The sequence below is a fragment of the Lentibacillus sediminis genome, from assembly GCF_002763455.1.
Lineage (GTDB): Bacteria > Bacillota > Bacilli > Bacillales > Amphibacillaceae > Lentibacillus_D > Lentibacillus_D sediminis_A.
Window position 1 is genome coordinate 155,511 of record NZ_NIXK01000002.1, and the last position, 19,479, is coordinate 174,989.

The following is a 19,479-nucleotide window of genomic DNA, read 5'->3' on the forward strand; positions in this document are numbered from 1 at the left end:
ATGCAACAAAGACTTGTCGCGTCATGTGAAGTTTTCTAAGAATGGAGGGGATAAGCATGCGAACGACGGAAAAAAACACACCCATACCTGCTCGTGTCTCAGAAGTGGAAACCTATATGAAATCACGTCTCGGCGTAGATGTTTCCTTTGATCTCGGCTTTCGCGAAATCATTGTATTAAAACAGAAGGTGCAAATTTACTATGTCACCGGTCTCTGTGATACTTCTTTCATTCAGCAGTTATTGAAGGAATTAATTGAAATCAATGATGTGGAAAGCAATAAAAGAAAGTTGCCTGAAATCATTGAAAACCGACTCGTTCACCAGCAGGTGGAGCGAGTGAAGACCATGGATGAAGCGGTGGATCAGATGCTTTCCGGTCTGATTTCCATCTTTATCAATGGGGAAAGATTTTCCTTGGTTGTCGATGTCCGTCATTATCCTGGAAGAACACCGGAGGAACCTGATACTGAGCGGGTCATTCGCGGAGCCAGGGACGGGTATACGGAAAATATCATTGAAAATACCGCACTCACCAGAAGAAGACTGCGGGATACGCGTCTTCGCCATGAAATGCTCAAAGTCGGTGAACGCTCGAAAACGGATGTGTGCCTCAGCTATTTGCAAGATGTTGCTGATAAAGGGTTAATTGACTTAATAAAAAAGAGAATTGAAGCGATTGAAATCGATGGCATTTCGATGGCAGATAAGACAGTAGAAGAGTTCATTATGGAGCGAAAGTTTTCTCCCTATCCGCTTGTACGTTACACCGAAAGGCCCGATGTGGCGGCAAATCATCTTTTAGAGGGGCATGTGCTGGTCATTGTCGATACTTCGCCAAGTGTGATCATTTTGCCGACAACTCATTTTCATCATCTGCAGCATGCCGAAGAATACCGGCAATCACCGACGATCGGCAGCTTTGTTCGCTTGGTGCGCTACATTGCGGTTTTTGCCTCTTTATATCTATTGCCTCTGTGGCTTTTGTTTTCCACTGAACCAAGCTTGTTGCCAGGGGAGTTGTCATTTATTGGACCAAATGATGTGGGAAATATACCGATTGCCGTTCAAATGCTGATAGCCCTCACTGGGATGGAATTCCTCCGTTTGTCCGCTATTCATACTCCGACAGCGCTGGCCACTTCTCTCGGTTTGATTGCTGCGGTGCTGATCGGCCAGATTGCTATTGACGTCGGAATGTTTATACCAGAGGTTATTCTCTATGTTGCAATTAGTGCAGTTGGCAGTTATGTCACACCAAGCTATGAATTAAGCACAGCGAACAAGGTTGTCAATGTGTTATTGGTGATCCTTACTGGAGCCTTTGGGCTCTATGGATTTATCGTGGGTGTTGCGGCCCATCTGCTGTTTTTGGTAAATCTAAAATCTTTAAGAACACCATATTTATGGCCATTTATTCCATTTAATCCCAGAGCCATGCTCCACGTACTGGTCCGTGTGCCGGTTCCCTTTACAAACAGCAGGCCAAGCATCGTTCATCCAAAAAACAATTACCGGCAACCCGTTAAGAAGAGCTAGACTTTAGCTCTTTTTTTTTTATTTTTATTATGGTAAAGTTTTAATATTATGTCGCAGAATTGGAGGAAATTTGCCCATGATTAAAGATAACCACCCATTTGAAGTCAATCAGCAAGGGCATTTGCAGATTGGCGGCATTGATACCATTGAACTTGCAAATAAATACGGCACACCGTTATATGTATACGATGTGTCCCTCATCAGAGAAAATTGCCGGGCTTTTGTGGATACCTTTCAAAAACTCGGTGTACAGGCAAAAGTAGCTTATGCGAGCAAAGCTTTTTCATCGATCGCCATGCTGCAGGTAGTCAAGCAGGAAGGCTTGTGTCTGGACGTTGTCTCTGAAGGCGAATTGTATACGGCAATTCGGGCTGATTTCCCTAGAGAACGAATACATCTGCACGGGAACAACAAAAGCATACAGGAACTGACAATGGCGATTGAAGAGGGCATTGGCTGCATCGTCGTTGATAATTTCCATGAAATCGAATTAATCAGCCAGCTTCTGGAAACGCATGATCAAACGATGGATGTCTTAATGCGTGTAACACCAGGGGTGGAATCAAAAACCCACCAATATATTATGACAGGAAATGAAGATTCCAAATTCGGGTTTAACCTGCAAAATGGCCAGGCGGAGAAAGCATTCAAGCTGCTAAGGCGCGAGAAACGGATTCACTTCAAAGGGCTGCATTGCCATATTGGCTCGCAAATATTTGAAACAGACCGGTTTATTCAAACAGCTGATGTGCTGTTTGACTATTTATCCCGGTGGAACAGATTGGATGGCTTTGTCCCGGAAGTATTAAATCTCGGCGGAGGTTTTGGTATTCGTTATACGGGAGACGATCATCCGCTTGGTCTTAAATCTTATGCCGAACAATTGACTGAAACGGTAAAAGTGCACGCCGAACAGCTGGACTTGCCGATGCCGGAAATTTGGCTGGAACCGGGGCGGGCAATTGCCGGAAATGCGGGCATTACTTTGTATACCATCGGTTCCATGAAGGATATTCCCGATGTCAGAAAATATATTTCTATAGACGGGGGCATGACAGATAATCTGCGGCCTGCATTATATCAGGCTAAATATGAAGCAGTGCTTGCAAACAAGGCGAATCAGAAACCGACTGACACGGCTTCGATTGCCGGGAAATGCTGTGAATCCGGAGATATGCTGATTTGGGATCTTCCGCTGCCGGATGCGGAATATGGAGACATATTGGCTGTTTTTTCTACCGGGGCATACGGTTATTCCATGGCCAGCCATTACAACCGGATCCCAAAAGCAGCCGTTGTTTTTGTTGAGGATGGCGAAGATCAGCTAGTTGTCAGAAGAGAAACGTATGAAGATGTCGTCCGCAATGATATGTTTTACCAGGCATAATCTTTTCTTTTCAAAACAGCAGATGTAATGATAAAATATAGAGCGATCGCAATAAGGCGAAAAGGAGATGCAATAATGAGCAAAAAAGGTTTTATCTTAATGGAAAATGGCAATAAACTTGAGTTTGATCTTTTTCCTGAGGAGGCACCAAATACGGTAGCTAACTTTGAAAAATTGGCCAATGAGAATTTTTATGATGGTTTAACGTTCCATCGGGTGATTGACGGTTTTGTCAGCCAGGGCGGCTGCCCAAATGGCACAGGCACCGGAAATGCCGGCTACACGATTAAATGTGAAACAGAGGGAAATCCCCACAAGCATGTCGAGGGCTCCTTATCGATGGCCCATGCCGGAAAAGACACGGGAAGCTGTCAGTTTTTTGTTGTCCATGAAGCGCAGCCTCACCTAAATGGTGTCCACACGGTATTTGGTCAGGTGACCTCAGGTATCGAATTTGCCAAGCAGATGAAAAATGGAGATGTGATGAAAGAGGTAAAGGTATATTCTGCCTAGCCATCATGGGCACGATTGATGAATTGCTTCATTTTGATCATTGTGACAGGAGAGTAAAGTTTTATCTTTCATGAGCTTGGGCACGTGCTGGCAGCTCGTTCGGTTGGCCTTCCGCAAAATTCATGGTATGTTTAATCACATATTGTCAATACTTATACTTGAGTTATTTTTTGACTCACAGACAATTTGACAATTTCGTATCTTAGTGTATAAATGGTTATATAAATACGGATATCCTGCACCAAGAGAGAATAGAAGGTATGATGGAATCCATTAAGCTGATTGAGTTAAGAGGGGTCAATATGTTAATTCGTTATAAAAAGAATCAGGAAAAAATTGCCATGGGCCTGCTCTCTTTCATGCCGGAAGAAAAGAAAGACGTAAAGAAATTGCAGCAGACCATAAGAGAATATGAAACCAACCCGGACTGGCACCTTTTTCTCTGGAAAGAGGAAGATCTGCTTGGGGCTATCGGCATTAGAGTGGAAGATGACTTGAATGCAGTTATTCAGCATGTCTCGGTTACACCATCCCATCGCAATGCCGGCGTCGGCAGAAAAATGATGGTAGAAGTGATGCGGCTCTATGAGGATAAATACGCAGTCTCAGCGACCGAGGAAGTGCAGAACTTCTTTGATAAATGCTGTGCTTCAAAAGAGGAAGATGCATAGAGTGAAATTTCTTTTCAGTGGAAATTTAATGCCTATTAACCTGTAATAAAAAACCAGCCCTTTTCATAAAAAGGGCTGGTTTTCCCGTCAGGCCGGATCTACATCCATGCGGCACCAACGATAATCAGAAGAATGAACAGAACTACGATTAAGGCGAAACCGCCGCCATGACTGCCACTCATATTGAAATTCCTCCTTTTTATACTTTTCCCCAATGTTTTGTGGTAACATTTATCTTACATTACTAACCTATGACAGGGGCGGCTATCTTGTATGGGCGTTTATGACAACAGCCGTTATTTTTTCCCATTATTTGTGGCAGATAAAAAAGAAAAATTACTTCTTATCCTGCATCAAATGCGGGCTTTGGCCAAAGCTAAGGTTTCTTTAAACAGTGTGGAGGAGTTATCAAATGAATCAGGCTTATCAAGTAAAGCTGGACGCCTTTAAAGGCCCGCTTGATTTGTTATTGCATTTAATTAAACAATACGAGATTGATATTTACGACATTCCCATGGCACAATTAACCGGGCAGTATATGAACTATATACATACCATGCAGCAACTGGAATTAAATGTTGCAAGCGAATACTTGGTCGTTGCTTCCGAATTGGTAGCAATAAAAAGTCAGATGCTGCTTCCGAAGCCGGAAGTGCTCGAGGGCGACGAAGAATATATGGAGGACCCGCGGGAAGAATTGATGGCACGGCTAATCGAATACAGAAAATATAAAGACGCTGCCGATACACTAAAAGAAAAGGAAACCGAGGCAAATCATATTTTCACAAGACCGCCAGTAGTTTTCGACGGACTGATCTCAGAGAGGAAGCCAGTCGAGCGGGGTGATATCTCGATTTACGATATGCTTGGTGCATTGGGGAAAATGATGGAGCGGAAAAAATGGAAGGAACCGCTTGACACAAAAATAAAACGTGCCGAAATCCCGATAGAACAAAGAATGGAAGATATTCTGCAGCTTACGAAGAACGCGAAGGATGGGGTAGTGTTTAGTGATCTGTTTCCAGAAAATGTTCGTGAGCATATTGTGGTTACCTTTATCGCGTTATTGGAGTTAATGAAAAATAATCAGGTTTATTGCAGGCAAAAACAGCATTTTGATGAATTAGTTGTGTACAGCATGGGGGAATAACGATGGAAATGGATAAAATGAAAGCAGTAATCGAGGGTCTGCTATTTGCAAGCGGTGATGAGGGAATTACCCTCCGGCAGCTGTCCAGCATACTTGAGGTCACAGCAGCGACCGTTAGTCATCTTATTGACGAGCTGAAATATGATTATGAACATGAAGGGCGCGGGATTATGATAATAAAGTCCCATGAAGTGTTCCATTTAACAACCAAACCTGAACACAGCGATTACTACAAAAAATTGCTTGAGACCCCACAGGCAACCAGAATGTCGCAGGCAGCCTTGGAAACCCTTGCGATCATTGCTTACCGACAGCCGATTACCCGGACGGAAATCGAGGAAATCAGAGGTGTAAAGAGCGATCGCCCTGTAAAAACGTTAATTGCCAGATCGCTGGTTGAAGAAGTCGGGAGGCGGGACAGCATTGGCCGTCCCGCATTATTTGCAACAAATAAAGACTTTCTAACCTATTTTGGATTGACTTCTTTGGAGGAATTGCCTCCACTGCCGGAGGATTTAGCGGACAGGGACACAGCGGAACAGGATGCCGATTTGTTTTTCGAGCAGTTTAATCAGGAATTCGGAGACGAATAAAACCTTGCATTCGGTCATGCCGGTGCAAGGTTTTTCTGTTTTACAGGTTAACAGCACCCGCCTATTTTGCATAGGCTAGCTTGGGGTGATGACATGGATGATAAGAAACAAACGTATTTAAATGAACTGTTTTGGTGGGGAGACGAAACCAAGAATAACCTCCCATTTTCCGGAAAAGAAGAATGGAAAGCGCAGATCGATCAATGGCAGGCAGAAATCAGCCAGCATTTGAACCGAGAGCAGCAGCTAACAGAAGAAAAAATGTCTGCAATAAGGGCAGAAGGCGAGCGGCTTTTTTTCGGCATCAAAGAGGGCAATGAAAAAGAGCAGCAGTCAGTATCGGCGGTCCCCTACAGCAAGCACCAACTGCCACCGCTGCCATATGCTTATGACGCATTGGAGCCCTATATTAGTGAGCAAATCATGCGGCTGCATCATGATAACCACCACCAGTCCTATGTGGACGGGTTAAATCGTGCCGAGAGAGAATTGTATTTGGAAAACCCGCAGGATGCAACCATCAAACATTGGCTCAGAGAGCAGGCGTTTAACGGATCCGGCCATTATTTGCATACTATTTTCTGGTTCAATATGACGCCGGATTCCAGCAAAAAACCTCTCGGCGAAATAAGAAAGCAAATAGACAAAGACTTCGGATCCTGGAAGGAATTTAAACAATTATTTACAAAAACTGCTTCCTCCGTTGAGGGAGTAGGCTGGGCTGTGCTCTTGTGGTCACCAAGGAGCAGAAAACTTGCTGTCCAATCGTTTGAAAAACATCAAATGTTTCAAATAGCCGATACTATTCCTCTTCTGGTACTGGACATGTGGGAGCATGCTTACTATTTACAATACCAGACGGATAAAGATGCCTACATTCGCAATTGGTGGAATGTAGTGAACTGGCAGGACGTCAATGACCGTTTTGAAAAGGCGCAAAAATTGAAGTGGCATCCATATTAAATCTGGTATAGTCAGGCCTCCTGCAGGACGTCTCGCCAAGGCGTTGTCTTTTATTCATATTCCGCTTGTCCCTGCATAAATTGTACAGAGATGATTACTGTGGGAGGAAGCCTGCTATGCGATTTTTTCTAAGCATTCTTTGTGTTATGCTGTTCTTTTTCGTACTTCCGTCAAAAGGACAAGCCCAGCCAGGGGTTTCAGCAAATAATGCTGTACTGATGGAACAGGAAACAGGACGCGTGCTGTTTGAACAAGCAGCCCATGAAAAACAGTTGATAGCCAGTATTACAAAGATAATGACCGCAATTATTGCCATTGAATCGGGGAAAATGCACGAACTGGCGACGACAAGCGAAAATGCAGTTTATACCGAAGGCTCTTCTATTTATCTGGAACAGGGAGAAAAAATGACAATAGAAGATTTGGTATATGGCCTGATGCTGCGTTCGGGCAATGATGCTGCGGTGACAATAAGTGAGCATATCGGAGGGAGTCTTGATGGCTTTGTCCACTTAATGAACCAAAAAGCCAGCTGGTTGGGAATGACCAATACCCATTTTGAGAATCCGCATGGACTGGATGCCGACGAACATTATTCCACTGCTTACGATATGGCGATCCTCATGCGCTATGCTATGAACAATGAAAAATTCCGGGAAATTACCGGTTCATCCTCCTATCTGTCGGAAAACCGGTCCTATAGCTGGCAAAATAAAAACAAACTGGTGACACAGCTGTATGATCATTCAACAGGCGGGAAAACCGGGTTCACCAGAAAATCCGGACGAACCCTGGTCTCCTCAGCCGAGAAGGATGACATGAAGCTGGTCGCCGTAACATTGAATGCATCAGATGATTGGCGCGACCACATTTCCATGTTTGAATGGGGCTTTGAAAATTACGATATGACGCAACTTGCCGAAAAAGGCAGGAAGCTTTATCAGCTGGAAGGAGACGAAAATTCAAGGACTGGCTACCTGCATAATAATCTGCTGTTTCCTTTAACAGAAGAGGAACAGAACCAAATCGAAAAAGAGTCTTTTTTACTTGAAGAGGCGGAAGCAGAGAAGAGTTACCAGGTCGGAAAAACGGTTTATTACTTGAATAACGGCCCCTTGGTTAGTGCACCAATTTATGCAGAACAGCCTGAGAATTGGTTTTTCACAGAGGTATTTATGTTATACAAAAAAGTAATTGGGTTGGATAGCTGATGGTTAATATTATATGGGCATCGATGGCAATGATCGGCATTCTTTATGCCATGGTAAATGGCACGATGGACGAGGTGAATGAGGCGATTTTTGCGAGTTCAGGAGAAGCAGTGACCTTATCGATCGGTTTAATCAGTGTGCTCGTTTTTTGGCTGGGGATCATGCGGGTCGCTGAGCAGGCAGGGATTTTGAAAGTACTGACGAAAATTTTGCGGCCGGCGGTGTCCAGACTGTTTCCGGAACTTCCAAAAGATCATCCGGCACTAGGATATATTTTATCCAATTTAACGGCAAATCTCTTCGGACTGGGAAATGCAGCAACACCGATGGGGATTAAGGCAATGGAACAAATGAAACAATTAAGCGGCAGTGATACTGCTTCAAGATCGATGATTACCTTCCTCGCTTTGAATACATCCAGTCTGACTATCATACCAACAACGGTAATCGCTATTCGGATGCAATATGATTCTGCATCACCAACAGAGATTGTCGGCACAACCATCATTGCCACCACGATTTCCACTGCCGGCGCCTTGGTCGTGGACCGGTTCTATCACTATAAAAGCACCAGGAGGAACTAATTATGGGCATCATCACAGTAATCAGCACCTGGTTAATACCACTGTTTATTTTTTTGGTGCTGCTCACTGCCACATGGAAAAAGGTACCGGCATATGAAGCATTTGTAGAAGGAGGAAAAGAAGGCGTCAAAATGGCCTTTTCTTTGCTCCCTTTTTTAGTAGGCATGATTGTGTCTATTGCAATTTTGCGAAGTTCGGGGGCACTGGAAGCATTTGTCGGGCTGATTACTCCGCTCCTTGTCATGGTCGGCATTCCTCCGGATATCGTGCCGCTTGCTCTTGTGCGGCCGATTTCCGGGACAGCCGCTTTGGGAATGACCACGGAACTTATCAGCACACACGGACCGGATTCCTTCATTGGCAGGTTAGCTTCCACGATGCAGGGAAGCACGGATACGACCTTGTATGTTTTAACGGTTTACTTTGGGGCTGTAGGTATTCACCGCATGCGCTACGCCCTAAAAGTTGGACTAATTGCTGATCTAATTGGTATACTTGCATCAATTCTTATTGTCAGCTTAGTATTTGGATAAATCGTTTAAGTAGCGTTAACCATGGGTTGGCGCTATTATTATGTTGTAATAAGAAATCCCGGCACAGGAAGTTCTTGCTGCAAGCCTTCCTTGTCTTTGATCAGGGGGATTATTCCTCTTTGCCGAAAAAGAAAAGGATTTGGTGATATAATGATGGAGAAACCAGAACGGCTGCAAAAAGTCATCGCCCAGAGTGGCGTCACGTCACGCAGAAAAGCCGAACAACTCATTGCTGCAGGAAAAGTAAAAGTAAATAACAAGCGCGTTACCGAATTGGGAACCAAAGTAAGTACAAGTGATAAAATTGAAGTGGATGGTGTGCAGCTGGAAAAAGAAGTCTCAGTTTATTATATGTTAAATAAACCGCGTGGAGTCATTTCCAGTTTAAACGATGATAAAGGACGAAAAACTGTCACTGATCTTTTAGGGGAAGTGAACGAGCGCATCTTCCCGATCGGCAGACTGGATTATGATACATCCGGTTTGCTGCTGTTAACCAATGACGGCGAATTTGCCAATCTTTTAATGCATCCAAAATACGAGGTGGACAAGCAATATGTCGCCAAAATTAAAGGCATTCCGGGCAAAGCGGAATTAAGCAAACTGAAAAAAGGGGTCCGTTCGGATAACGATTTGCTTAAGGCTGTGGGGTATCAGGTTTTATCCGCAGACAGGAAGAAAGACACGATGATCCTTGAACTCACACTAAGAGAAGGCAAAAACAGGCATGTGCGAAGAATGATGGAGGAACTTGGCTACCCAGTAATGAAATTAAAACGGGAAAAGTACGGTATGCTGACCCTTGATGGGCTCCGGGCAGGTACATACCGCCCGCTCACACCAAAAGAGGTAAAACAAATGCGCAACATGGCCATGGATAATGTTAAAAATTAGTCAAATTTTTCATTGTATATAAATGCTATACTACAGTGGGGAGTTGTTAAGAGTGGGATTGGAAGAAGTTAAACAAAAAAAGAAAAGAAAAAAGAGAGGCCGCTTCGTTTTCCGGGTTTCCATTATTGGCGCGCTTTTGGGTGCGGTAGTATTTACCCTTGTTTCCAATATACAGGCTGATAATACAATTTATCGTGCCGGGGATCAGGCCCCTGATTTCAAACTGCAGCAGATTAACGAAAGCAATGAACGGGAATCGGTTCAGCTGAGCGATCTGGAAGGAAAAGGGGTTATGCTTAATTTCTGGGGCACGTGGTGCAAACCTTGTGAACGGGAAATGCCATATATGCAGGAGCTGTACGGAAAGTATAAAGACAAGGGAATTGAAATCGTCGCAGTCAGCCTGGATTCAACAGAGCTTGTCGTCGACCGGTTTGTTGACAGACATAACCTGACGTTTCCTGTTCCCCATGATACAACAGAGGAAGTTCGCGACCTGTATAAAGTTGGACCGCTTCCAAGCACGTTCTTTATTAACCCCGAAGGAGAAATCGTGGAATATGTTGAAGGTGCATTAACACTGGAAAGTTTGGAAGGTCATTTGCAGAATATCCTGCCGGAAGCCTAAGCGTACTGGAGATTCACGGATTTACTTTTAAGAGAAGAGAAAGCGGTTAATAATGTGAGGGATGGCAATGAAAGGAAAAAAATGTGAATGCGGACATCTGAATCCGGAAGGAGCAACCCTTTGTGAAGCCTGCGGGAAACCGCTGGAAGAGAGTCAGCAGACAGATGCCAGCGGAAAAAAACAACTGCTCAATATGCGTTATGACGGCAGTGCCCGGCGCTCGCAAACATATAATAAATCAATCATAGACAAAGTATGGAACTTCTTTTCTTCGGTTAAAGTCGGTGTCTGGTTAATCGTATTAACGATCATCGCTTCTGCCATCGGTTCCATCTTCCCGCAGGAAATGTACATACCTGCCGATGCCCCCAACCGGGACCCGGCAGTATTCTATGAAGACCGCTACGGGATTATCGGGCTGATTTATTTTCAGCTGGGCTTGCACAATCTATACAGTTCCTGGTGGTACATTCTGCTGATTGCATTGATCGGTGTTTCACTCGTGATCGCCAGCATCGACAGGGTCGTGCCGCTGTACAAAGCATTGAAAATGCAAAAAGCAAAACGTCACGAATCATTCATCAGCAGACAGCGCTTATTCAGTGAAACGGAACATGTTTCCGAAGCAGATCTCGAAAAAATCAAAGGACATCTGCGTAAGAAACGCTACCGCCTCCGTGAAGAAAATGGTCATATTCTGGCAGAGAAAAACCGTTTTTCCCGCTGGGGACCTTATGTCAACCACATTGGACTGATCATTATTCTGCTTGCTGCAATCCTGCGTTTTTCGGATGTTTTGTATATGGATGAATATGTCTGGGTCAGAGAAGGCGAGACTGTAGTGCTTCCTGGAACGGACAGGGAGTACTATATCGAAAATCATGACTTTATTCTGGAGACCTATGATGAGGACGATGAACGGTTCAGTGAAGCGATTGCTCAAGAAGGAACAATTCCAAGAAATTTTCAGACCAATGTAACGATTTATCGGGATTCGGCCAATGCGGTTGCCGGTGCTGAGGCGGAACTGACCCCAATCACGGAGGATCAGATCCGATTAAATGAGCCCTTGAAATTTGAAGATTACACTTTATACCAGTCAGGATATCAGCAAAACGAGTTTACCAGTATGAGTTTTAAAGTCCATGAAACCGATGACCCCGAGGAAGAGGCACTTGCTAACTTTACGATTGATTTAACTTCACCTGATGGTGTCTATGAACTGGATAACGGTTTCCGCGTGGAACTTGGTGAATATTATCCGGATTATTATTTAGATGATAATGGTATTCCGGCATCGAGAACGGATTATCCAAGAAATCCGGCATTTGTGCTGTTTGTTTACCCTCCTGGCAGCGATACTGCAGAGGTAAGCTTTCTGGGAATTGGGAAAAACATTGAACCCACCGGAGAAAACGAATATAACGTGGGAATCACCGATTTCGAGATGCGAGATGCCAGCGGGCTGACGGTTCGGGTTGATCATACACTCCCATTCTTTGGCGCGGGGGCTGCTATTTTTATGATCGGAGTCATCCAGGGAATGTATTGGCACCACCGGAGAATCTGGATTCACCCGAAAGGAAACGGAGTGTTACTGGGCGCTCATACTAACAAAAACTGGTATGGCGTGGAAAAGGACATCGAACAAGCTATTGACGGCACTTCGATTAATATGGTAAAAGACCAGCAGGAAAAAGATGAATAGAGGATAGGCTGCAAGGCATTTGCTGCGCAGCCGAGGAGGGTTTTCATGAGTTTAGTCAGTATCAGCGGAAGCTTGCTTTATACTGCATTTATTTTATACCTGATCGCCACCTTTTTCTTCGGTGCAACGATTCGCGACAAACGAACGGACGATAAAAAGGGCAGATCAGGGAAAATAGCAATTGGGCTGACAATCATTGGGTTTGTTGCCCAGATAGGCTATTTTATTACAAGATGGATCGCAAGCGGTCATGCCCCGGTGAGTAATTTATTTGAGTTTATGACATTCCTGGGTATGTGTATGGTCCTTGCTTTTATTATCATTTACTTTATTTATGGGTTAGGCGTATTGGGACTATTTGCTTTGCCAATCGCGATGGTGATCATTGCATATGCAAGTATGTTTCCGACTGAAATTTCACCACTTGTGCCGTCCCTGCAAAGTCATTGGCTTTATATCCATGTCACTACTGTTTCCCTGGGGCAGGGGATATTGGCTATCAGTTTTGTCGCCGGACTGATTTATTTGATCAGTGAAATTGATCAGACGACCGGGTCAAAAAGAACTGCCTGGCTGGAGACGGTTATCTATACCATTTTCTTATTTATTGGCTTTATTGTAATCACATCCGTGTTCAATTTCATGGATTATCAGGCAACCTTTGAATACACAGAACAGAATGCAACAACAACAACAACGGAATATAACTTGCCTGCCATTGCCGCACCAAATGAAGGCACCTTGCTTACAGAGGGAGTCATGCAGCCGTGGTTTGAAGCGCCTGCTTGGATGCAGGGAGCAGACGCCGGGAGGAAATTCAACACGGTTATCTGGTCTGTGCTTGCTGGTTCTGTCATTTATGGACTGGTGCGGCTCGTTTTAAGAAAGCGGATTGGGGCTGCGATTCAGCCACTCTTAAAAAACGTCAATCCCAAGCTGGTAGATGAAATAAACTACCGTTCCGTTGCGATTGGTTTTCCGGTGTTTACTCTTGGCGGATTGATTTTCGCTGCCATTTGGGCACAGATCGCCTGGGATCGCTTCTGGGGATGGGATCCGAAAGAAGTTTGGGCATTAATAACCTGGTTTTTCTATGCCGCATATCTCCACCTAAGGCTTTCCAGAGGCTGGCATGGCGAAAAATCCGCCTGGCTGGCAGTAATCGGGTTTGGGATTATCATGTTTAATTTGATTGTTGTCAACCTTGTGCTGGCCGGACTGCATTCCTATGCTTAACAGGAAAAAACAAGACACCAAATTAAGGTGTCTTGTTTTATACACATGAAGATATTCGCTTCGCATGCAAACCATCGAATGCTGTATTCTTATACATTTTCTTGGCATTCGTTTATACTTTAAATAACGCCGAATAAAGGGGAAGGTATGATGGAACAAGAAACAAATGGAACCATACTGATTGTGGATGACGAAGAACGAATCCGCCGTTTGCTTCGCATGTATCTGGAAAGAGAAGATTATGTAATTGAAGAAGCTGAGAATGGCACAGAAGCGCTGCAAAAATCATTGAATCAGGATTATGATGTTATTCTCCTGGACATCATGATGCCGGAAATGGACGGAATTGAAGTAAGTCACGAACTAAGAAAAGAAAAAACGACACCGATTATCATGCTTACTGCCAAAGGGGAGGAAGCGAATAGGGTGCAAGGGTTTGAATCAGGTGCTGATGATTATATCGTTAAGCCCTTCAGCCCTCGGGAAGTGGTGCTTCGTGTCAAAGCAGTTCTTCGCAGGGTCTCCCAGTCCAGTCAGAAGGGAGCAGCCCAGACTGCAAAAAATATTCTGGTGTTTCCGCATTTGGCCATCGATCATGATGCCCACCGGGTTACCGCTGATGAAAAGGAAGTAAGTCTTACTCCAAAAGAATATGAATTACTCATGTTTCTGGCAAAATCTCCGGATAAAGTATTCAGCCGGGAAGAATTGCTGAAGGAAGTGTGGCAGTATGAATTTTTCGGTGATCTGCGCACCGTGGACACCCATATAAAACGACTGAGGGAAAAGCTGAATAATGTGTCCCCCGAGGCGGCAAAAATGATCGTTACTGTCTGGGGTGTAGGATATAAATTTGAGGTAGATGATGTATAATGTTTTGGCGCAGTGTAGTCGGTAAACTAGCAATAACCATATTATTGCTAGTTTCTTTTATCATTTCGATTCTGACCATATTGCTGCTGGAGTTCTTTGAGAATTTCCATATTCAGGAAGCGGAAAAAGCAATGATGCAGACAGCAACCAATATTACCACTTTGGTCGAGCAGTATCCGAATAAATCATTAGTGATTGATACTGCAGAGCGTATTATTGATCTGAACAGCCGGGTTGCGATTATTTTTGATGACGGAGAAATCTGGGTTTCGGACAGTGCCAATGAATCATTGTCCGCTTTTGATAAGTCTTGGCTGGAAGAGGAAGAAGACCTGCAGCAGGCTATTACCAATAATGAAGAAGTAATACAGCGCATGGTGCTCCCGGGAAGTGAAACAGAGGCTATGCTGGTCGGTGCTCCGGTCTCTACCAACGACGGGGCAGTTTTTGTCTATCAGTCTCTGGATGTCATTGACCAGACGAAGGCGGAGACGAGCCGAATTATCTTTCTGACTGCGGGTATCGCAATTGTCTTGACAACTATTTTTGCGGTCTTTTTATCCACACGAATCACTGCACCGTTGATTAAGATGCGGGAAGCGGCATTTGACTTAACCAGAGGCGAATTTAATACGAAAGTGCCGATTTTAACCCATGATGAAATCGGAGAGCTGGCGATTGCGTTTAACCGGATGGGAAGACAGCTTAATTTTCATATCCAGGCATTGCGTCAGGAAAAAGAACAACTCTCAGGGATTGTCAGTTCCATGGCAGATGGCGTGGTGACTCTAAACCGTGAAGGGGTAATTCTAGTCATCAACCCTCCTGCAGAGAAATTCATCCGGGACTGGTACTTTGACCATAACTTGGAAATGCCGAAAGAAAATCCGCTGCTGCCTGATGAGCTGAATACTATTCTGCAGCGTGTAATCGACGGAGAATCCGAAGTTTTACACGAGTTCAGTCTGCAAGGCAGGAACTGGGTAATGCTGATGACACCGCTCTACGATCAGGCACACGTCCGCGGTGCAGTAGCAGTGATAAGGGATATGACCGATGAACGTCGCTCCGATAAACTGCGGAAAGATTTCATCGCCAATGTTTCCCATGAATTGCGGACCCCCATTTCCATGCTGCAGGGCTACAGTGAGGCTATTGTCGATAATGTGGCCGACAGCAGAGAGGAAAAAAATGAGCTTGCCCAAATTATCCACGAAGAATCACTAAGGATGGGGAGACTTGTAAATGAACTGCTTGATCTTGCACGGATCGAAGCAGGGCATATCCAGCTGAACATGGAGACCATTGATGCAAGGCAGTATGTGGATCGGATTTTTAAAAAATTTCAAGGACTGGCTGCCGATAACCATATCCGCTTAACACTGTCGAAAGAGATACAAGTTGACACAGCTGTCTTAGACCCGGACCGAATTGAGCAGGTAATCACCAATTTAATTGACAATGCGATTCGCCATACCGCGGAGAACGGATTTGTGCATGTGCAGGTGGAATGCCGGGAGGATGCTTTTCTGGTTACAGTAGAAGACAACGGCGCAGGCATTGCCGAGGCGGATTTGCCATTTGTTTTCGAACGGTTTTACAAAGCGGATAAGTCAAGAACCAGAAACGAGAGCAAAAAAGGAACCGGTCTTGGACTTGCCATTGCCAAAAATTTTGTAGAAGCACATCATGGACGACTCACGGTGCAGAGCCGAATTAATGAGGGGACGTCATTTAGCTTCCAAATTCCGCAAAAAAGTTAATACTGTTTTCTCCATGCTGATTATGCTATACTCAGACTGGTAATAGAATTGAATACATCCGTGAACTTCGGTGCATTGCTTAATAGGGAATCCAGTGAGAATCTGGAACTGTCCTCGCAACTGTGAATGATTTACGAAATAGGCGTTGCCACTGTATGCAGCCGCATATGGGAAGGGCTTAGAGTAGGTAGGAAAATCATCAGTCAGTAGACCTGCCGAATTCATTTGTTTCAATGCTTCGAGGACATGAGCGTTTGAGACAGCGATGCATAAAGATTTAATTTTGTATATTTATGCCACTGTCCAAAAGCTGGTTCCCCTAATGGAGCCGGCTTTTTTTGGTTAAGCTGTTTGCGCGATTTTTAACGAATTTCTGGCAGGCAGTGTTATCCGGCTTGTCCTTTATTACTAAACAGAAAAAAGAAGGGGAGCTAAAAACATGAACAAATGGACCGTGCGTTTGACTGCATTACTTTTCGTCATCACCTTGTTTGCCGGTTGCGGAGCCGGTCAGGGTACCCAGGAAAACACCCAGGATAACGGGACGACCGAGGCACCGCAGGAAGAACAGGCAAACAATGAAGCAGGGCAGGAAACAGCGACGATTACGATTTCCAAAAACGAGGGAGAAGAAGTGATCACTGAGGAAGAAGTAGCTATAGAAGAAGGTGCTATCCTGATGGATGTACTGAAAGAAAATCTTGAGGTGGAAGAAGATGGCGGCTTTATCATGTCGATTGAAGGTGAAGTAGCGTCAGAGGATGAACAGATGGCCTGGATGTACTTTGTAAATGGTGAAACGGCATCAGTCGGAGCTGCAGAGTATGAAGTGCAGCCTGGTGATCAGATTACCTTTGATATGCAGTCATGGGAATGATCTGATTGAACACATATAAACTAACACTGCTGGCGCTCCTGGCAGCAATGGCGGTTGCGGGCAGGTTTGCCTTTGCATTCATGCCCAATGTGCAGCCGGTCACCTCGATTATTATTATATGCGGTCTGTTTCTCGGTCCGTTGGCTGCTGTCATCCTGGCATTATTGACTACTTTTTTGTCCAATGTATTTCTCGGCATGGGTATCTGGACCATTTGGCAAGTAGTTTCATGGAGCATTATCGGATTACTGAGCGGTTTTCTCGGCAAATGGCCGGCAAAGCTGCCGTTTTGGTTCCTGGTGGTGTTTGCTGTTCTTTCCGGCTATTTTTACGGGTTTATTGTATCCCTTTCAACCTACCAGATTGCCGGGCAGTTTTGGCCATATTATTTGGCTGGTCTGCCGTTTGATACCTCCCATGCCATCGGAAATGCCGCATTTATGGTACTGCTTTATCCGGTAGTTGCCTATCTCTTGAAAAAATATGCCGCTGATCGTTTCAGCATTCAAAATACCAACGAAAAATAAGTTGGTATTTTTTTCTTTTCTGTACTATTCTATACTAGACACAAAGCTGAAACTTTTCACAGCCCGCAAACGACTATTAAGGTGAACGGAGGATCTGTATGAAAGCTGTTTTTGACCGTTTGTACGATGCGTATCATCAGGACTTATTTCAATTTATCTTTTATATGGTGAAAGACAGGGCGCTCGCTGAAGACCTCGTTCAGGATGTTTACATAAAAGTATTAAATTCTTATTCATCTTTCAGGGGAGAGAGCAGTGAAAAAACATGGTTATTTTCCATTGCAAGACATGTGACATACGATTATTTCCGATCAGCAGGCAGGAAACGAAAACGCATTATGGATTTTTTTGACTGGCAGGAAAAGGGAGAGCTGATACCCGATCAAGCACCGCTTCCTGAGGAGATAGCAGTAAAGAGTGAAGAGATCGGGCAATTGTACCGGCACCTGGATAAATGTACTCCAGATCAAAAAAGTGTGCTCATTCTAAGGTATATTCAATCTTTCTCCATTCAGGAAACTGCAGATATTCTCAATTTCAGTACTAGTAAAGTAAAGACCACACAACACAGAGGATTAAAGACATTAAGAACAAGCATGCTTAAGGAGCAGAAGAAAGGAGGGGATGGATGATGAGAGATAAGGAAAAGAAACAGATCATCGATACGCTCAGGAGTTTGCCTCAGGTAAAGGACACCAGCAATAAAGATGATCTGTATCAGCGCATCTCTTTAAACCTCCACCAGAAAAAAAGACAACCGAAACGGCAGAGAAAACTTGCTCCGGTGCTGGGAACACTGATGGCCGCGGCCATTCTGCTGATTATCATACCGGTCTACATTGGAAACGCCCCGTTTGAGAACAGCGGAGACCAGTCTGCCAACCAGGCTGCAGAGGATTCGGCAGCAGAATTTTCTACGAATGACACAGCTGAAGAAAGTTCCAGTCAGACAATGGAGGCACCGGGAGCTGAAAGCAAAGCGTCCGGGGTGCAGGAAAACGGCGAGAGTTACGTGATTCAACAGTCCGATGAGAACAAGACCATTATGTACGGAGCTGTAGCCGACCGGCAGCAGCAGTATGTTATTCCTTTGGCATTCCCGGTTTCAGCAGGGGAGGATCTTTCCGCCTATTATAATCAACTCGATGCATATATAAATGCTGAAGATTGGGGCCTAAGCGACTATATGTTTGAGGATGTGTCATTTTCTCTTGATGAAGAGAAAGAACGAGTGACGATGAATATCCCCGATGATTTTACTATTGGAGAGGGAGCCACGGCCTCTTATTTATTTGAACAAACGCTAACAAAGATGTTTACTCCACACAATATCCGTGAGGTTGCTTTTGAATCGGAAAACGGAAATGGCGTGGAACTTGGCCCAATTGGCGTCATTCCGGAGATGCCTCTTTATGAAAATGAGAAGGAAAGCTTTAAACTGCATACTACGGAACAGGGAAGCCGGTCTTTCCTAGTGCCGGTTCCAAATGAAGAGCAGACGACAATTCAGGAGGGACTAGAGGCATTAAAGCTTAGTGAAGCCTCATTTGACGTTTACCGAACGATTCCTGAAGGGGTGGATTTCTCGGCAGAAACCGAGGGAAGCCAGCTGCTGCTCCATTATACAGGCAACAATGGGGTTCTAGATAACCAGGAAACTGTTACGATGATTGAGTCTATTTTAATGACTGCTAAAAGCTATGGCTTTGAAACAGTTCACTTCCTTCAGTTTCCACTTGAACAAACAGGGAAGTACAATTTGACGGAGCCGCTGCCTGTGCCGGAAGCGGTCAACCCAATTCGCCATGAAGGCTGAATGAAGGTACAAAA

Annotated in this window: 22 protein-coding genes and 1 riboswitch; of the genes, 21 read left to right on the forward strand and 1 reads right to left on the reverse strand. The window is 44.5% G+C overall.

From position 1 onward, the window contains the following. Positions 1 to 56: 56 nt before the first annotated feature. From CEG13_RS04855 to CEG13_RS04870, 4 genes are all read left to right on the forward strand, one after another. A complete protein-coding gene (locus CEG13_RS04855; protein WP_100010748.1) occupies positions 57 to 1,538 on the forward strand; it encodes a spore germination protein in 1,482 nt (493 codons plus the stop codon). A gap of 76 nt (positions 1,539 to 1,614) precedes the next feature. Continuing rightward, positions 1,615 to 2,925: a diaminopimelate decarboxylase gene (lysA, locus tag CEG13_RS04860; protein ID WP_100010749.1), complete on the forward strand. Its 1,311-nt coding sequence runs from the start codon at positions 1,615 to 1,617 to the stop codon at positions 2,923 to 2,925. A gap of 75 nt (positions 2,926 to 3,000) precedes the next feature. Then, the gene (locus CEG13_RS04865; RefSeq protein WP_100010750.1) at positions 3,001 to 3,438 is read left to right on the forward strand and encodes a peptidylprolyl isomerase; all 438 of its coding nucleotides are present in this window, start codon (positions 3,001 to 3,003) and stop codon (positions 3,436 to 3,438) included. A gap of 302 nt (positions 3,439 to 3,740) precedes the next feature. Continuing rightward, positions 3,741 to 4,109: a GNAT family N-acetyltransferase gene (locus CEG13_RS04870; protein WP_100011186.1), complete on the forward strand. Its 369-nt coding sequence runs from the start codon at positions 3,741 to 3,743 to the stop codon at positions 4,107 to 4,109. 98 nt (positions 4,110 to 4,207) lie between these two features. On the opposite strand, the gene CEG13_RS04875 is transcribed toward CEG13_RS04870, so the two are convergent. Further along, entirely contained in the window at positions 4,208 to 4,291 is an 84-nt protein-coding gene (locus CEG13_RS04875; RefSeq protein WP_100010751.1) for a YjcZ family sporulation protein, read from the reverse strand. Positions 4,292 to 4,382: 91 nt separating this feature from the next. Between CEG13_RS04875 and CEG13_RS18705 the strand changes: the two genes are divergently transcribed. The 17 genes from CEG13_RS18705 (at position 4,383) to CEG13_RS04955 (ending at position 19,465) form a co-directional block, all read left to right on the forward strand. Further along, a complete protein-coding gene (locus CEG13_RS18705) occupies positions 4,383 to 4,559 on the forward strand; it encodes a hypothetical protein (protein ID WP_158234649.1) in 177 nt (58 codons plus the stop codon). Next, on the forward strand, positions 4,522 to 5,259 hold the full coding sequence (locus tag CEG13_RS04880; protein ID WP_100010752.1) for a segregation/condensation protein A: 738 nt from the start codon (positions 4,522 to 4,524) through the stop codon (positions 5,257 to 5,259). Before CEG13_RS18705 ends, CEG13_RS04880 begins: the two co-directional genes overlap by 38 nt. 2 nt (positions 5,260 to 5,261) lie before the next feature. Further along, the gene (gene scpB, locus CEG13_RS04885; protein ID WP_100010753.1) at positions 5,262 to 5,852 is read left to right on the forward strand and encodes an SMC-Scp complex subunit ScpB; all 591 of its coding nucleotides are present in this window, start codon (positions 5,262 to 5,264) and stop codon (positions 5,850 to 5,852) included. 93 nt (positions 5,853 to 5,945) lie between these two features. After that, positions 5,946 to 6,815 carry a superoxide dismutase gene (locus tag CEG13_RS04890; RefSeq protein ID WP_100010754.1) on the forward strand — a complete coding sequence of 290 codons (870 nt, stop codon included), beginning with the start codon at positions 5,946 to 5,948 and terminating at the stop codon, positions 6,813 to 6,815. A 116-nt stretch (positions 6,816 to 6,931) separates the two neighbouring features. Beyond that, positions 6,932 to 8,026 (forward strand): D-alanyl-D-alanine carboxypeptidase family protein, encoded by a 1,095-nt coding sequence (locus CEG13_RS04895; protein WP_100010755.1) that lies wholly within the window; start codon positions 6,932 to 6,934, stop codon positions 8,024 to 8,026. Next, a complete protein-coding gene (locus tag CEG13_RS04900; RefSeq protein WP_100010756.1) occupies positions 8,026 to 8,610 on the forward strand; it encodes a nucleoside recognition domain-containing protein in 585 nt (194 codons plus the stop codon). Before CEG13_RS04895 ends, CEG13_RS04900 begins: the two co-directional genes overlap by 1 nt. Positions 8,611 to 8,612: 2 nt before the next feature. Beyond that, complete coding sequence (locus CEG13_RS04905) at positions 8,613 to 9,143, forward strand: spore maturation protein (protein WP_100010757.1); 531 nt, start codon at positions 8,613 to 8,615, stop codon at positions 9,141 to 9,143. A gap of 150 nt (positions 9,144 to 9,293) precedes the next feature. Further along, complete coding sequence (locus CEG13_RS04910; protein ID WP_100010758.1) at positions 9,294 to 10,037, forward strand: pseudouridine synthase; 744 nt, start codon at positions 9,294 to 9,296, stop codon at positions 10,035 to 10,037. Positions 10,038 to 10,089: 52 nt separating this feature from the next. Beyond that, positions 10,090 to 10,665, forward strand: a complete 576-nt coding sequence (resA, locus tag CEG13_RS04915) for a thiol-disulfide oxidoreductase ResA (RefSeq protein WP_100010759.1) — start codon at positions 10,090 to 10,092, stop codon at positions 10,663 to 10,665. A gap of 67 nt (positions 10,666 to 10,732) precedes the next feature. After that, positions 10,733 to 12,373 (forward strand): cytochrome c biogenesis protein ResB, encoded by a 1,641-nt coding sequence (gene resB / locus CEG13_RS04920; RefSeq protein ID WP_100010760.1) that lies wholly within the window; start codon positions 10,733 to 10,735, stop codon positions 12,371 to 12,373. Between the two features lie 45 nt (positions 12,374 to 12,418). Further along, positions 12,419 to 13,609 (forward strand): c-type cytochrome biogenesis protein CcsB, encoded by a 1,191-nt coding sequence (gene ccsB, locus CEG13_RS04925; protein ID WP_100010761.1) that lies wholly within the window; start codon positions 12,419 to 12,421, stop codon positions 13,607 to 13,609. Positions 13,610 to 13,759: 150 nt separating this feature from the next. After that, positions 13,760 to 14,482, forward strand: coding sequence for a response regulator transcription factor (locus CEG13_RS04930; protein ID WP_100010762.1), 723 nt, complete (start codon positions 13,760 to 13,762; stop codon positions 14,480 to 14,482). Next, positions 14,482 to 16,245 (forward strand): ATP-binding protein, encoded by a 1,764-nt coding sequence (locus CEG13_RS04935; protein WP_100010763.1) that lies wholly within the window; start codon positions 14,482 to 14,484, stop codon positions 16,243 to 16,245. The genes CEG13_RS04930 and CEG13_RS04935 overlap by 1 nt, the downstream gene beginning before the upstream one ends. Positions 16,246 to 16,296: 51 nt before the next feature. Continuing rightward, a riboswitch (cobalamin riboswitch) is annotated at positions 16,297 to 16,479 on the forward strand. 205 nt (positions 16,480 to 16,684) lie between these two features. Beyond that, complete coding sequence (locus CEG13_RS04940; protein WP_100010764.1) at positions 16,685 to 17,122, forward strand: DUF4430 domain-containing protein; 438 nt, start codon at positions 16,685 to 16,687, stop codon at positions 17,120 to 17,122. Positions 17,123 to 17,127: 5 nt separating this feature from the next. Beyond that, complete coding sequence (locus CEG13_RS04945; protein ID WP_100010765.1) at positions 17,128 to 17,649, forward strand: ECF transporter S component; 522 nt, start codon at positions 17,128 to 17,130, stop codon at positions 17,647 to 17,649. Positions 17,650 to 17,747: 98 nt separating this feature from the next. Further along, positions 17,748 to 18,281 (forward strand): RNA polymerase sigma factor SigX, encoded by a 534-nt coding sequence (gene sigX / locus CEG13_RS04950; protein WP_100010766.1) that lies wholly within the window; start codon positions 17,748 to 17,750, stop codon positions 18,279 to 18,281. Next, a complete protein-coding gene (locus tag CEG13_RS04955; RefSeq protein ID WP_100010767.1) occupies positions 18,278 to 19,465 on the forward strand; it encodes a hypothetical protein in 1,188 nt (395 codons plus the stop codon). Before sigX ends, CEG13_RS04955 begins: the two co-directional genes overlap by 4 nt. Positions 19,466 to 19,479 lie beyond the last annotated feature (14 nt).